At 71.9% G+C, this 14,578-nt stretch carries 9 protein-coding genes; 4 read left to right on the top strand and 5 right to left on the bottom strand.

From position 1 onward, the window contains the following. Positions 1 to 27 precede the first annotated feature (27 nt). Positions 28 to 2,226, bottom strand: coding sequence for an MMPL family transporter (locus ACWC5C_RS01385; RefSeq protein ID WP_450872609.1), 2,199 nt, complete (start codon positions 2,224 to 2,226; stop codon positions 28 to 30). A gap of 285 nt (positions 2,227 to 2,511) precedes the next feature. Here ACWC5C_RS01385 and ACWC5C_RS01380 point away from each other — a divergent pair, with 285 nt between their 5' ends. From ACWC5C_RS01380 to ACWC5C_RS01365, 4 genes are all read left to right on the top strand, one after another. Beyond that, positions 2,512 to 3,786 (top strand): sensor histidine kinase, encoded by a 1,275-nt coding sequence (locus tag ACWC5C_RS01380; RefSeq protein ID WP_450872607.1) that lies wholly within the window; start codon positions 2,512 to 2,514, stop codon positions 3,784 to 3,786. Between the two features lie 85 nt (positions 3,787 to 3,871). Next, the gene (locus tag ACWC5C_RS01375; RefSeq protein ID WP_450872605.1) at positions 3,872 to 4,540 is read left to right on the top strand and encodes a LuxR C-terminal-related transcriptional regulator; all 669 of its coding nucleotides are present in this window, start codon (positions 3,872 to 3,874) and stop codon (positions 4,538 to 4,540) included. A gap of 126 nt (positions 4,541 to 4,666) precedes the next feature. Then, positions 4,667 to 7,813: an alpha-N-acetylglucosaminidase gene (locus ACWC5C_RS01370; protein ID WP_450872604.1), complete on the top strand. Its 3,147-nt coding sequence runs from the start codon at positions 4,667 to 4,669 to the stop codon at positions 7,811 to 7,813. A gap of 123 nt (positions 7,814 to 7,936) precedes the next feature. Then, entirely contained in the window at positions 7,937 to 9,904 is a 1,968-nt protein-coding gene (locus ACWC5C_RS01365) for a hypothetical protein (RefSeq protein WP_450872602.1), read from the top strand. A 7-nt stretch (positions 9,905 to 9,911) separates the two neighbouring features. On the opposite strand, the gene ACWC5C_RS01360 is transcribed toward ACWC5C_RS01365, so the two are convergent. Genes ACWC5C_RS01360 through ACWC5C_RS01345 form a run of 4 tightly spaced genes read right to left on the bottom strand, consistent with a single transcriptional unit; the run spans position 9,912 to position 14,438 of the window. Continuing rightward, positions 9,912 to 11,309 (bottom strand): alpha-amylase, encoded by a 1,398-nt coding sequence (locus ACWC5C_RS01360; RefSeq protein WP_450872600.1) that lies wholly within the window; start codon positions 11,307 to 11,309, stop codon positions 9,912 to 9,914. 26 nt (positions 11,310 to 11,335) lie between these two features. Further along, the gene (locus ACWC5C_RS01355; RefSeq protein WP_450872598.1) at positions 11,336 to 12,166 is read right to left on the bottom strand and encodes a sugar ABC transporter permease; all 831 of its coding nucleotides are present in this window, start codon (positions 12,164 to 12,166) and stop codon (positions 11,336 to 11,338) included. A 5-nt stretch (positions 12,167 to 12,171) separates the two neighbouring features. Continuing rightward, positions 12,172 to 13,107, bottom strand: a complete 936-nt coding sequence (locus tag ACWC5C_RS01350; RefSeq protein ID WP_450873225.1) for a carbohydrate ABC transporter permease — start codon at positions 13,105 to 13,107, stop codon at positions 12,172 to 12,174. Between the two features lie 11 nt (positions 13,108 to 13,118). Beyond that, positions 13,119 to 14,438 carry an extracellular solute-binding protein gene (locus ACWC5C_RS01345; RefSeq protein ID WP_450872596.1) on the bottom strand — a complete coding sequence of 440 codons (1,320 nt, stop codon included), beginning with the start codon at positions 14,436 to 14,438 and terminating at the stop codon, positions 13,119 to 13,121. Positions 14,439 to 14,578 lie beyond the last annotated feature (140 nt).

Here is a 14,578-nt window from a genome sequence, read left to right as displayed (position 1 = left end):
ACGGCGCTCCTCGGCGGGCGCCGCTTCTCAGCGTTCGGCGCCCACCAGCGGGCGGGACTCCGCGGGGGCCGGAGCCTCGCCATGGCTGACGTTCGGCAGCCACCGCAGCGCGCGCGGCAGGTACCAGTTGCGCTCGCCGAGCAGCGCCATCAGCGACGGCAGCAGCATCATCCGTACGAGCGTGGCGTCCAGCAGCACCGCGACCGCGAGCCCGACGCCCATCTGCTGCATGTCCTGCATCCGCAGCAGCGCCAGGACCGAGAACACCGCGACCATGATGGCGGCCGCCCCGGTGACGGAGCCCGCCGTCGAGCGGATGCCCTCGCGGATCGCGTCGCGCGTCGACAGGCCCCGCTCGTGCGCCTCACGGATCCGCGAGACCACGAAGACGTGGTAGTCCATCGACAGTCCGAAGAGGATGACGAGGACGAACAGCGGCATCCACGACTCGATCGCCCCGGCCGGTTCCATGCCCAGCAGTTCCGCGCCCCAGCCGTGCTGGAAGACGGCGGTCATGGTGCCGTACGCGGCGCCCACCGACAGCAGGTTGAGCAGGATCGACACGATCGCGATCGGCAGCGAGCGGAAGCACACCAGCATCAGCAGGAAGGTCACGACGGCGATGAAGATGAAGACCGGTGCGATGTCGCTCTTCAGCTGGTCGGTGAAGTCGCGGTTGTTGGCCAGCTCACCGCCCACGTAGGCCTGATCGGAGACCGGGCCGAGGATGTCCGGCACCAGGTCGTCGCGCAGGGTGTCCAGCGCGCGCCGCGACTCCGCGTTCGCGCCGTTCCCCGCCAGCGGCACCTCGATACGGGCCACCCCCTGCTTGGCGTGCAGCTCGACCTCGACGGCCTTGCCGAACCGGCCGGAGTCGGCCAGCCGCTGCTTGAAGTCGGTGACGGCCGCGCCGAAGCGGGGCGAGGAGACATCGTCGGCCCGCAGCACCACCTCGGCCGGGGCCGGGCCGCCCGGGAACGCCCCGGTGATCTCCTTGTACGCCACGGTCAGCGGGGCGTCCGAGCCGAACTGCTTCTCCATGCCGAGGTTCTCGGTCTTCATCCCGAGCGCGGGGGCGCACAGCACCAGCAGCAGGGCGCCCGAGATCGCGGCGAACAGCTTCGGCCTGGCCAGCACGGGCTTCATGAGCTTGCCGGAGACACCGCCGCTCGCCTGGTGAACGCCCTTCTGACGACGCCGGTTCAGCAGCGGCACCCGGCCCTTGTCGATCCGGTCGCCGAGCCAGGACAGCGTGGCGGGCAGGACCGTCACCGACCCCAGCATGGCCATCAGGACGACCAGCAGGGTGGCGACCGCGAAGCCCTGGAAGAGCATCAGCCCGGACAGGAACATGCCCGACATCGCCAGCATGACCGTGACCCCTGAGATCAGCACCGCCCGGCCGCTGGTCTCCGCCGCGATGCGCAGCGCGGTCTCCGGGTCCCGGCCCGCGGCCCGCTCGTCCCGCTCGCGCCGCAGGTAGAACAGGCAGTAGTCGACGCCGACGGCCAGCCCGACCAGGAACATCACGGAGTTGGTGGAGTCGTACAGCGGCAGCTTGTGGCTGACCAGGGCCAGCAGCCCGAAGGTTCCGATGCAGGCGGTCAGCCCGAGCAGCACCGGCAGCAGGGCCGCGACCAGCGCCCCGAAGACCACCAGCAGGATGCCCAGCGCCAGGGGCACGGCGGTCAGTTCGGCCTTCTTGAAGTCGTCCGCCAGCATGCCGTCCAGCTCATGCTGCGCGGTCGCGTCGCCGAACTCATGGGCGGTGATCCCCTGATGCGCGGACTCGGTCGCCGCCACCGCGTCCAGCACGGGCTTCACCCGCTCCCCCGCGGTGTCCGGATCGCCCTTCAGCTCGAAGGTGACCAGCCCCTCCCGGCCGCTGGCCGAGCGCACCGGCGGCTGGATCCGCGCCGTCTCGCCGGTCTTCTCCAGCCGGGCGGTGAGATCACCGGCCGCGGCCCGCCAGCCGTCCGGGCCGTCGCTGCGCAGCATCACCATCTCACCGGCCGGTGTGGTGACCCCGGCGTCCTCGAGGATCTTCATGGCGCGGGCGGAGTCGCCCGCTCCGTTCTCGGAATTGGTCATCTGCCGCGACCCGGACATGCCGCCGACGACGGCGACAACGACGACGAACAGCAGCCATCCGATGATCGCGGACTTGCGGTGGCGGGTGCTCCACCCACCGAGCCGCACGGCGAGGCCCTGCCTCGTTGCGCTCATGGCGTCTCTCCCACTGGGGATGCGGACTGAATACGGACCGGATCGGTCACGTCCACAACGCTAGAAAAAGCCGCGTTCCGGCCCCAGCCGGGCAACCCCCGAATCCCCGGGACATAAGGAGAGACCCGGGGGTGGTGTTAGGTGTACCCCCGAAGGCAGCGCGGCCCCCGTGACCGATCATGCGGCGTCCAGCAGACTGAGGACATCGGATCAGCGGGAGCCGCCGCGAGATCCACGGGATTCGCGGCGGAAGCACCGCGGCAGAAGCACACGGGAGGGCGTCGGATGAAGGTCCGCAGCAGACTTTTGGCCTGTTTACGGGGGCTCGGCGCATCCGTTCTCGCGCTGGTGTCGATCATCCTGTCGGTGCTGACGATCCTGTCCATCGCCTTCATCCCGCTGGGCCTGGGAGTCTTCACCACCCCGGTGATGATCAGTGCGGTGCGCGCCCACGCCAATCGGCGCCGGCTGCTGGCCGCCCAGTGGTCCGGCGTGCAGATCCGGATGCCGTACCGCCCGCTCCCCCACGACCGGCGCTCCGGCGTGACCGGCCAGGTGGAGCTGTGCACCTTCCTGCTGAAGGACCCGGCGACCTGGCGCGACCTGCTCTGGCTCCAGGTGGACATGACTGCCGGGTACGTGATCGGGCTGCTGGCCTTCGTCTTCCCGCCGTACGGGGTCGAGGGTTCCGTCCTGGCCGCCGGGGTCTGGGAGCCGATCGTCGACGCGGGCGGCACCTACTGGTACGCGTTCGTCCCGGTGACCTCGCAGGGGACCGCGAACCTCGCCGCCCTGACCGGCCTCGGCTTCATCGCCCTCGGGCTGTTCGTCTCCCCGGTGCTGCTGCGCGCCCACTTCCTGCTGGCCCGCGCCTTCCTCGCCCCCACCCCGCAGATGGCCCTCGCCGAGCGCGTCGAGCGGCTCACCGAGACCCGGCACGACGCCGTGGACACCTCGGCCGCCGAGCTGCGCCGCATCGAGCGCGATCTGCACGACGGCGCACAGGCCCGGCTCGTCGCCATGGGCATGAGCCTGGGCACCATCGAGGCGCTGATCGAGAAGGACCCGGCCCAGGCCAAGGAACTCATCGCCGCGGCCCGTACCAACTCCGCCGAGGCCCTGGCCGAACTGCGCGACCTGGTCCGCGGCATCCACCCGCCGGTCCTGGCCGAACGGGGCCTCGGTGACGCGGTGCGCGCCCTCGCCCTGCGGATGCCCCTCCCGGTGGAGACGGAGGTGGAGCTTCCGGGCCGGTTCGAGGAACCGGTCGAGTCGGCCGCGTACTTCGCCGTCAGCGAGATCCTGACCAACGCGGCCAAGCACTCCGGCGCCGAGCGCATGTGGCTCGACATCCACCATGAGGCGGGCATGCTGCGCATCGCGGTCACCGACAACGGCGGCGGCGGCGCGCGCGTCAACCACGGCGGCGGGCTCAGCGGCATCGAGCGGCGGCTGGGCACCTTCGACGGCGTCCTCGCCGTCAGCAGCCCGCCCGGCGGCCCGACCATGGTGACGATGGAGATCCCCTGCGCCCCCACCGCCCCACGACCGGCGGTCTGAGCACCAACAGCGCCCCCGCGACGGTACATTCGACGCATTCGGCCCGGCAGTCAGTATCGGGCCCGATGACGTCATGGAGCCCGCCGTGCGCGTAGTCGTTGCCGAGGATCTGTTCCTGCTCAGGGACGGGTTGGTGCGGATGCTGGAGGCCTACGATTTCGAGATCGCGGCCGCCGTCGAAAGCGGCCCCGAGCTGACCCGGGCGCTGGCGGAGCTGAAACCGGACGTGGCCGTGGTGGACGTACGGCTGCCCCCGTCGTTCACCGACGAGGGTCTGCAGTGCGCGCTGGCGGCCCGCCGGGAGCGGCCGGGGCTGCCGGTGCTGGTGCTGTCGCAGCACGTGGAGCAGTTGTACGCGCGGGAGCTGCTGGCCGACGGGAGCGGCGGCATCGGCTATCTCCTCAAGGACCGGGTCTTCGACGCGGACCAGTTCATCGACGCGGTGCGGCGGGTCGCCGAGGGCGGTACGGCGATGGATCCGCAGGTGATCTCGCAGCTGCTGTCCCGGCGCTCGCAGGACCAGCCGATGGGCCATCTGACGCCGCGCGAGCGCGAGGTGATGGAACTGATGGCGCAGGGGCGGTCGAACACGGCGATCGCGGCGCAGCTGGTGGTGACCGAGCGGGCCGTCGCCAAGCACACCTCGAACATCTTCGGGAAGCTCGGCCTGCCGCAGTCCGACGACGACAACCGCCGGGTGCTGGCCGTGCTGGCGTACCTGGACCGGGGGCGTACGGAGGCGAACGGGAGCTGACGGGCGCTTCCCCCGGCGCGCGTCGCGCACCGCTCCCCGGCGCGCGTGCCCCATTGCTCCCGCCCCGCATCGCTGGTTAAGTGCGCTGCGCACCACAACCGTTGGCCGTTGTCCGTTGGGGGGCGCATGAGCGACCTGAGCAGACGCACGCTGATCGGAACCGCCGGAGCACTCGGGGCCGGGGCCGCGTTAGGGGCCCACTCCCCCGCGCTGGCCGACACACCGCACCCGCCGCAGCAGCAGCGACAGGACACCGCCGTGACCGCCTTCTCCACCGCTCCCGCGCGCGCCGCGCTACGCCGGCTGCTGCCCGGGCACGCCGATCAGTTCCGGCTGGTGGCGCTCCCCAAAGGCGCCGACGGGAAGACAGAACGGTTCGAGGTCACCGGTTCGGCCGGGCGTGTCACCGTGGCCGGGACGAGCCCCGCGGTGCTGCTCACCGGCGTCCACTGGTACCTCAAGTACACCTGCCACGCCCAGATCACCTGGGCGGGCGATCAGCTGGGGCTGCCGGAGAAGCTGCCCGCGCCGCACGGCACCGTCGAGCGCTCGACCGCGCTGCCGCACCGCTTCGCGTTCAACGACACCCACGACGGCTACACCGCGCCCTTCGCCGACTGGGCCCGCTGGGAACACCTGATCGACGTCGCGGCCCTGCACGGCTGCAACGAGCTGCTGGTCACCGCGGGCCAGGAGGCCGTCTACCACCGGCTGCTCCAGGACTTCGGCTATACGGAGGCGGAGGTGCGCGCCTGGCTGCCCACCCCCGCCCACCAGCCGTGGTGGATGATGCAGAACATGAGCGTGTACGGCGGCCCGGTGTCGACCGCGCTCATGGAGAAGCGGACCGACCTGGGGCGGCGCATCGCCGACCGGCTGCGGGAGCTGGGCATGCGGCCCGTCTTCCCCGGCTACTTCGGCACCGTCCCCGACGGCTTCGCCGACCGCAACCCGGGCGCGACCACGGTCCCGCAGGGCGACTGGAACGGGCTGCGGCGGCCGGACTGGCTCGACCCGCGCACCGAGGCGTTCCGCGAGGTGGCCGCGGCCTTCTACCGCCACCAGCAGGACCTGTTCGGCGCGTGCGACCTGTTCAAGATGGACCTGCTGCACGAGGGCGGCAACGCCGGTGACGTCTCAGTCCCGGATGCCGCGCGCGCCGTCGAGAAGGCGCTGCAGACCGCCCGCCCCGGCGCCATCTGGGTGATCCTGGGCTGGCAGGCCAACCCCCGGCGCGACCTGCTGGACGCCGTGGACCACGACCACACGCTGGTCGTGGACGGTCTGTCGGACCTGGACACGATCACCGACCGGGAGAAGGACTGGGGTTCGGTGCCGTACGCGTTCGGCACCATCCCCAACTTCGGCGGCCGTACGACGGTCGGCGCCAAGACCCACATCTGGGCGGACCGGTTCACCGTCTGGCGGGACAAGCCGGGCAGCAAGCTGGTCGGCACGGCGTACATGCCGGAGGCGGTCGAACGCGATCCGGCCGCGTTCGAGCTGTTCAGCGAGCTGGCGTGGCGGGACGAGGCGGTGGACCGGGACGCGTGGTTCCGTACCTACGCCGACGTCCGCTACGGCGCGCGGGACGGGCAGGCGCGCGAGGCGTTCGCGGCGATGCGCGACACCGCGTACCAGATCAGCAGCAAGGACGGCCGCCCCCACGACTCCATATTCGCCTCCCGGCCCTCGGTCGCCGCGCGCTCCGGCACCAACTACGCCACCCACACTCCCGCGTTCGACATCGCCCGCTTCGACGCGGCCCTGGCCGGGCTGCTGGGCGTACGGGCCGGGCTGCGCGACAGCGACGCGTACCGCTACGACCTCGCCGACACCGCGCGGCAGGCGCTCGCCAACCGCTCCTGGCAGCTCGCCCCGCAGCTCTCGGACGCCTACGCCCGCAAGGATCTGGACACCTTCCGGGCGCTGTCCCGGCTGTGGCTGAAGCTGATGCGGCTGAGCGACGACGTGACCGGCACCCACAAGCGGCTCCTCCTCGGCCCCTGGCTGGAGGACGCCAAGCGGATGGCGTCGGGCGCGGAGGAGTCCGCGCAGCTGGAGTTCGCCGCCCGCGCCCTCATCACCACCTGGGCGGACCGGGGCGCCGCGGACGGCGGCAAGCTCGCCAACTACGCCAACCGCGACTGGAACGGCCTCATCGGCGACTTCCACCTGCCCCAGTGGCAGGCCTACCTGGACGAGCTGGAGGACGCCCTCGCCCAGGACCGCGCGCCGCGCACCTTCGACTGGTACGCGATCGAGGAGCCGTGGACCCGGGAGCGCAAGAGCTATCCGGTCCGGCCGGTGGCGGACGCGTGGCGCACCGCGCGCCGGGTGCACGACGCGCTGGCCACGGCCCCGTACCAGGGCACGCTGTCCGTCGACACCGAGCCCGGGACGCTGCCGCCGGGCGGCGCCGCGGTCATCACCGCGGCCCTGCGCAACGTCAACGGGCTGCGGGCCACCGGCCGCGTCGACTTCGACCTGACCGTGACCGGTCTCGACCCCGCCCCGCAGGGCCCCACCTCGCTGCCGTCGGTGCCCGCGGCGGGCAGCGGCGAGGTCCACTGGCGGGCCACCGCGCCCGGCGACCCGCTGGACGATCCGCTGAAGCCGTATCCGTACGAACTCGCCGTCCAGTACGGGCCGCGCGGCGAGGACCGGGTGCGGGCGGTGCGCACCGGCACCCTGTGGGTGGCGGGTCCGCTGGCCGAGGGCTGGAAGACGGTCACCAACAACGGCGCGGCCTTCGGGCAGTTGGGCGAGCGGTTCGCGATCGACGGGGCGGGCCAGGACCTGTGGAAGGCCACCGCCGAGTTCGGCGCGGCCTACCGGGAGGGCGCGCTGCGGACCGGTACGGCGGTGACGGTGAAGGTGGCCGCGCAGGCCGTCACCGGCCCCTGGGCCCGCGCCGGGATCATCGTCCGCAACGCGCTGGGGACGGCGGGCTCGCCCGGGTTCCTCAACCTGTCGGTCACGCCCGCCAACGGCGTCGTGCTGTCGTACGACTCCAATGGCGACGGCACCCTGGACACCTACCAGCGGGTCACGGGCGTCAAGGCGCCGGTGCTGCTGCGGCTGACCCGCGCGTCCGCCACCTCGTACACCGGCGAGCTGTCCACCGACGACGGCGCGAACTGGCGCAAGGTCGCGACGGTGACCGTGCCGGGCGCGGCGGCGGCGCAGGACGCCGGGCTGTTCATGAGCGCGGCGAACGGCGGCAGCGGGGCGCGCGGCACGGTCGAGTTCAGCGGCTGGCGCGTCCTTTAAGGACCTTTGAGGACCGCGGCCTGAAGACCTTCGCGGAAACATCGGCTCCGCCCCGGACCCCACGCTCCGGTGGCGGAGCCGCCCGCTTTGTGACCTCCTCCCACCACCGCTCGTTTACGCCACGTGGAGCAGCAGCAGGCGACAGCCCATTCCGACGACGACACCGATGCCGACACCGCGGGTCCCATCGACGTCGAGCAGGCCGAGGCCGCCATCGTCGAGCACTATCCGCGGCTGGTGCGGCTCGCGTACCTCATCCTGCCGCCCGGCATGGGCCGCACCCGGCGGGTGCTGGCCGCGCACGCGCTGGCGCAGCGGGCGCTGCCGCGCAACCAGGGCAGGCCCGACACCCCGGAGGTCGAGCTGCCGTGGCAGCGCGGCACCAAGGGCGCGGCGGGCGACGCGGGATACGCCTATGTGCGGCTGCGCGTGCTGCGCTCCGCGCTGCGGGCGGCGCGGCCGCGCCGCCCGTGGGCGCTGGCCGTGCCGCTCCCCGTGGTGTGGGGGCTGCGGCTGTTCCCCCGGTCCGGCGGCGCCGATGAACTCGCCCTGGACAAGGCGCTGTCCGAGCTGTCCGGCGCCGGCCGGGCCGCGTACGTGCTGCGCGAGCTGGAGCGGCTGGACGACCGCGAGGTCAAGGCGCTGCTGCAAGCCGCCGGCGTGGACTCGGACGACGCGCTGGACGCGCTCGACGAGGCGGACGAGGTCCCGGAGCCCGCGGGCAGCCGGGACGACGGCTCGCTGCTGGAGTCGGCCGAGTTCGACCCGTGCTCGCTCCAGGCGCGCCCCACCGATCTGATGCGCCGCCGCCAGCATCTGCGCGCGCTGCTGGTGGCCGTGGTGGCGCTGGTGGTGTGCGGGTCGCTGCTGGGGATGCCGGGCGAGGGCTGGGGGCGCGCCGGTGCGGCGGCGCCCTCGTACGCCCGTAACCCGTCCTCCGAACGGGCCCTGGACCCGGACCGGTTGACGCGCGCCGAGCCCTTCGCGTGGCGCACCGCGAGCCGCGCCGACTTCTCGTCCTGGCCCGCCCGTGGCGACCGGCTCGGCGACACCGCGCTGCTGCGTCGCGCGCTGGCCGTCTGGGCCCGCCCGGGGGACGCGGTACGGGTGTCGGCGACGGCGGGCACCCAGTCGGGGCCGCCGTCCGGGCCGCCGCAGCTGCTGTACGCGGGCGAGGTGGACCAGGCGGCGGTGGTGCTGCTGTACGACGGGCTGCGGATCGCCCGGTACGCGGAGGGGAACGGCGACGGAGGCGGCCCGGTGGCGCTGGACCTCGCCCGTCTCGACGCGGCGGACGCGGCCGCCTCGACCGCCCTCACGCTGGGCCGTACCGACGGCAACGTCCGCTATCTGACCGCCCCCTGGGTGCGCCGCGCCTCCGTACGGGACCTGCTGCGCCCCGACGGGCGGCCGCGCCCGGTGCGGCTGACCACCGACGGGGTGACCGACCCGGTGCGCACCGTGCCACGGATGCGCCCATGCCGGGGCTGGCCCGCGCTGCGGTTCGGCTCGCACCTGGTGGCGGACCTCGGCGAACTGGCCCCGGCCCGGCTGACGTACGGCGACCCCGGCGCCGCCGGGCGCGGCGGCCCGCGCGATGTGGCGGGCCGGGCGGCCCTGCTGAGCTGGGCGCGGACGGCGTGCCGACTGCCGCTGATGACCGGGCGCGGGGTGCGCTCGGTGAACATCTGGCGGTTCGGCGTCCAGCGGCTGCCCGAGGCGGGCGGCCGTGCGGCGTGGCTGTGCACCCGGGCCGAGACCTGGCGGGGCCCGGGCAGCCGGGTGCTGGCCCAGTTCCAGCCCTGGACCACCCGCCGGGGCGCGGCGGGCGCGGTCGCCGCCACGTCGGACGGCTCCCCCGCCTGCGGGCAGCGCGCACCGCGCGTCCTGGCGGGCGTGCTGTGGAAGGCGCGGTCCGGGCGCTGGTTCCTGCTGGCCGCGGGCAGCCGCCAGGTGACCGCGATCGCGGCGAGCGGCGGCGTCCGGGGCCGGTCCGCCGGCCGCGCCCTGACCACCCCCGCCAAGCCGGGTGCCCGCGCCACCCTCAAGGCCCGCCTGACGGGCGGCGGCCACCTGAACGGTCTGCGTTAGCTCACTTTCACGACTCCTCGGCCGGTCCGCAGTCACGCGCGCCCCCGTGCAGCGCCACCGCCGTGTCCGCGCCCAGTGTGGCGGTGAATCGGCCCGAGGAGTCGACCGTGACGGACCTGCCGCTCTGTACGTCGCAGTAGCCGCCCGCCGGGAGCGAGGTCTGGAAGGTCCGGGTCAGGGAGGCGCTTTCGTGGTTGATGGCCACGTATGCCTTGTCGCCCCGTCCGAAGGCGATGGCGTCGTCGCCGTTGTCCCACCAGTTGGTCACCGCCGTGCCCCGGGCCGTGTCGCGGAGGGCGACCATGTTCTTGATCTCGGGCCAGGCGTGCTGGCACTTCCAGCCGTCCTGGTAGCAGGCGCCCACCGTGCCCCCGCCCGGCGGACCGGCGTCGTTGTCGCTGAACTCGTAGCCGGAATGGACGTCCGGGGAGCCATAGGGCCAGGCCAGCATGAAGACGTTCGCCAGGGTGTAGGAGGCGCCGTCTTTGTAGCTGAGGGTGGAGCCGTTGCGCTCGGTGTCCCAGTTGTCGACGAAAACACCGGACTGGCCGCTCGCCAGATAGCCCCAGCCCTCGCCGAAGTTCTGCAGATACGCCAGCTTCTCGTCGTGGAACACCCGCTTGAGGTCACGGCCGTAGCGGAACTCCTGCACATCGCCGTTGCGCGGATATTCCGCCGGGGAGACCGCCTCGCCCTCGCCGTGGATGACCTCCTGCTTCCAGTAGACGCCGGGGTCGCTCAACTGGCTCTTGATGGCGGCCAGGTCGTCCGCCGGTATGTGCTTGGCGCCGTCGATACGGAAGCCGTCGACACCGAGTGAGAGCAGGTCGTTCAGGTACTGCGCGAGCCGGGTCCGGACGTACGGCTCACCGGTGTCCAGGTCCGCGAGACCCACCAGCTCGCAGTGCTGCACGTTCCAGCGGTCCCGGTAGTCGCTGATCTGCGAGGTGCAGTCGTCCATGTCCTGGGGCTGGTAGATCCCGGGGTAGGTGTACTTGGTGTACGAGGAGCCGCCGGTACCGGTTCCGGATCCGGCGGACATGTGGTTGATGACGGCGTCGGCGACGACCTTGACGCCCGCCGCGTGACAGGTGTCGATCATGTTCTTGAAGGCGGCGCGGTCACCGAGCCGCCCGGCGATCTTGTAGCTGACGGGCTGGTAGGACGTCCACCACTGGCCGCCCTGGATGTGCTCGGTGGCCGGGGACACCTCGGCATAGCCGTATCCGGCGGGGCCCAGGGTGCTGGTGCACTCCTTGGCGACGGAGGCGTACGACCACTCGAAGAGTTCGGCGGTGACGTCCTTGGTTCCGGGCGGTGCCGCCAGTGCGGTCGGCGGGGGCAGGGCGACGAGCGCCGCCGCGAGGGCGAGCACGGTGGCGAGGGAAGTGCGGCTGCCGGTCATCGTTACTCCGTGGGGGGAGAGTTCTGTCAGGACTTGGTCGCGCCCGCCGTGAGGCCCGCGACCAGATGGCGCTGCACCCAGGCGAACACCAGCGCCGCCGGGACGGCGATCATGACGGCGGCGGCCGTCATCGAGCCCCAGTCGGAGGTGTACTGGTTGACGAAGGTCTGCAGCCCCGCGGCGAGGGTCAGGTTCTCCTCGCCGGTCATGAACGCGGACGCGTAGGCGACTTCGGCCCAGGCGGTGATGAAGGTGTAGAAGGCGGTGACCGCGATGCCCGGCTTGGCGAGCGGGACGACCAGCCGCCAGAAGGCGCCGAAGGGCGTGAGCCCGTCGACCCGCCCCGACTCGTCGATCTCGGCCGGGATGGTGTCGAAGTAGCCCTTCATCATCCAGGCGCAGAACGGCACGGCCACCGTCAGATAGGTGACGATGAGCGAGACCGGCTGATTGAGCCAGCCGAGCGTCGACATGATCGTGTAGAGCGGCACGATGAGGATCGCCACCGGGAACATCTGGGTGATCAGCAGCAGCCACATCAGCGGCCGCATGCCGGGGAAGCGGAAGCGGCTGACGGCGTAGCCGGTGGTGGCCGCGATGAACACGCCCAGCACGGTCGTGCAGCCGACCACCAGCAGCGAGTTGCCGAACCAGGTCAGGAACTCCGTATCGGCCAGGACATGGGTGTAGTTCCCCAGCGTGGGGTCCTTGATCACATCGGCGCTGAACGCCTCGCCCTTGGGCTTGAACGAGGTCATCAGCAGCCACAGCGGTGGGAACACCGCGACGGCCGAGGCGAGGATCAGGGTCGTGTGCAGCCCGATCGAGGCGAGCGGGCCGCGTTGACGGTCGCGCATGGCTGTCACACCTCTCCCTGCTTGCGGAGGGCGCGGCGGTAGACCACCGCGAAGAGCAGGAGGATGAGCAGGATGAGGACGCCCCAGGCGGAGGCGCCCGCGTAGTCGCGCGGACTGTTGACGAAGGAGATCCGGTACGCGTACGTCACCAGGATCTCCGTGGTGTCACCGGGCCCGCCCCGGGTCAGCAGGAAGATCACCGGGAACATGTTGAAGGTCCAGATGGTGGAGAGCAGGACCACGGTGGAGGAGACCGGCCGCAGCCCGGGCAGGGTGATGTGGCGGAACCGCTGCCAGGGGCTCGCGCCGTCCATCTCGGCGGCCTCGTACCGCTCGCCGGGGATGGACTGGAGCCCGCCGAGCAGGGCGACCAGCATGAACGGCACTCCGATCCAGACGTTGACGGCGATCACCGAGACCTTGGCCAGGGTGGGGTCGTTCAGCCAGGGCACGGCGTCGATGCCGCCGCCGTCGAGCACCTTGTTGAGGATGCCGTTCCGCTCGTTGTAGAGCAGTCGCCAGGCGAAGACGGAGACGAAGGCGGGCACCGCCCAGGGCAGGATCAGCAGCGACCGGTAGACGGCGCGCCCGGCGAACCGGCGGTTCAGCAGCACGGCGAGGCCGAGGCCGAGCGCGAAGCTGACGGCGACGCAGGAGACGGTCCAGGTCACCGTCCACAGGAGCCGGTCCAGGAAGACCTCGTCCGTCAGGACCGCGGTGAGGTTGTCGAGGCCGGTGAAGCGGTAGGTGGCGGGGAGGTGGTTGATGCCGATGGTGCGCTCGACGTTGGTCTCGTCGGCGTCGGTGAGCGACAGGTAGAGGCCTCGGCCCAGCGGATAGCCGATGATCAGGCCGATGACGATCACGACGGGCGCGACCATGGCCCAGGCGTACCAGTGGCGGGCGAGCGCGGTGCGGATCCGGCCGGTGTCGACGGTCATCGTCACCGGCCCTACTTCCAGTCGCCCTTGAGGAGCTTCCGGTACGCGTCGCCGACCGCCGTGGCGGCCTCCTTCGGCGACGTCCTGCCGCCGAGGACGTTCGGGAACTGGACCAGGACCGCCTGGAAGAGGCTGTTGCCCTCGGGGATCCACGGGCGCTCGACGGCCTTGTCGACGGCGGCCTTGAAGAACTTCACGTTGGGGTTGGCCGCGACCGCCTCGTTCCGGTAGACGGAGGCGCGGGTGGGCAGCAGGCTCAGCTTCTCGGTGGTCTTCGCCTGCACCTCGGCCGAACTCATGTAGCGGGCGAAGGCGTACGAGGCGTCGAGGTTCCCCGAGCCCGCGTAGACGGTGAGGTTGTGGCCGCCCTGCGGGGCGCCCTGGCCGCCGCCGCCCGCCGGGACCGGGACCACGCCGAGGTTGGACTCGCCGGGGTTGGACTCGCCGGGGTTGGATTTATCAGCGAAGGCCTTCCCGGCCAAGGTGTCCTCGATCGCCCACGGCCCGTTGAGGGTCATCGCCACGTCGCCGTTCTTGATGGCGTGCTGCATGGTGTCCCAGCCGTCGGTGGCGTCGGTCTCCGCGGCTCCCGAGGCGACCAGGTCGCGGGCGGCGGCGAACGCCTTGACGCCGGGGGCGTCGTCGACGGTGATCCGCTTCTCGCCGGTGTCGAGCAGATCGCCGCCCTCGCCGTAGAGGAAGGGCAGGTACCAGTAGGCGTCGTCGCCGCGCAGATAGAGCCCGGTCTTGCCGGTCTTCTGCTTGATCTTCTTGGCGGCGGCCTTCAGCCCGGCCCAGCTGGTGGGCGGCGCCACCCCGGACTCCTTCAGCATCTTCTTGTTGTAGAAGAGGCCGAGGGTGTCGATGACCTGCGGTACGCCGTACGTCGCGCCCTTGAACTTGGTCCCGGCCGCCGCCTTGGGCAGATAGTCGGACTGGTCGGCGAGGGCGGTGGTGCCGTCCAGCTTGGCGAGATAGCCGATGTTGGCGAGGTCCTGGGTCCAGGCCACCTCGGCGCGCAGCACATCGGGGGCGCCGGAGCCGCCGGAGCCCGCGGCGTTCTTGAACTTGGCCAGCGCCTCGCCGAAGGGGACGTTGACGTAGTTCACCTTCACCCCGGGGTACTTCTTCTGGAAGCCGAGGGCGAGCTGCTCGTACGTGCCCTTCTCGGCCTCGTTCGAGGTGTCCCAGTAGGTGACGGTGCCGGAGATCTTGCCGTCGGATCCCTTTCCGCCGCCGTCAGTACCGTCGCCGTCGGTGCCGCCGCCGCACGCGGTCGCCGTGAGCGTGATGGCCGCGATGAGCGCGGTGGCCGCCATGCCATGTCGCATCTGTACCCCTCCCCGAGCCGGCTCGCCGCACCAGCGCGGCGCCGGATTGCGGAGGAACGTAACAGCGCCACGGGGTCCCGGGAAGACCGCCGGAAATATCTTGCGGCGACTTTCTGCAAGCGGACCCGATCGTTACCCCA

The organism is Streptomyces sp. NPDC001700 (assembly GCF_053596435.1).
Note: the sequence above shows the minus strand (reverse complement) of the source record. Positions and strands in the feature narration are given on the sequence as shown.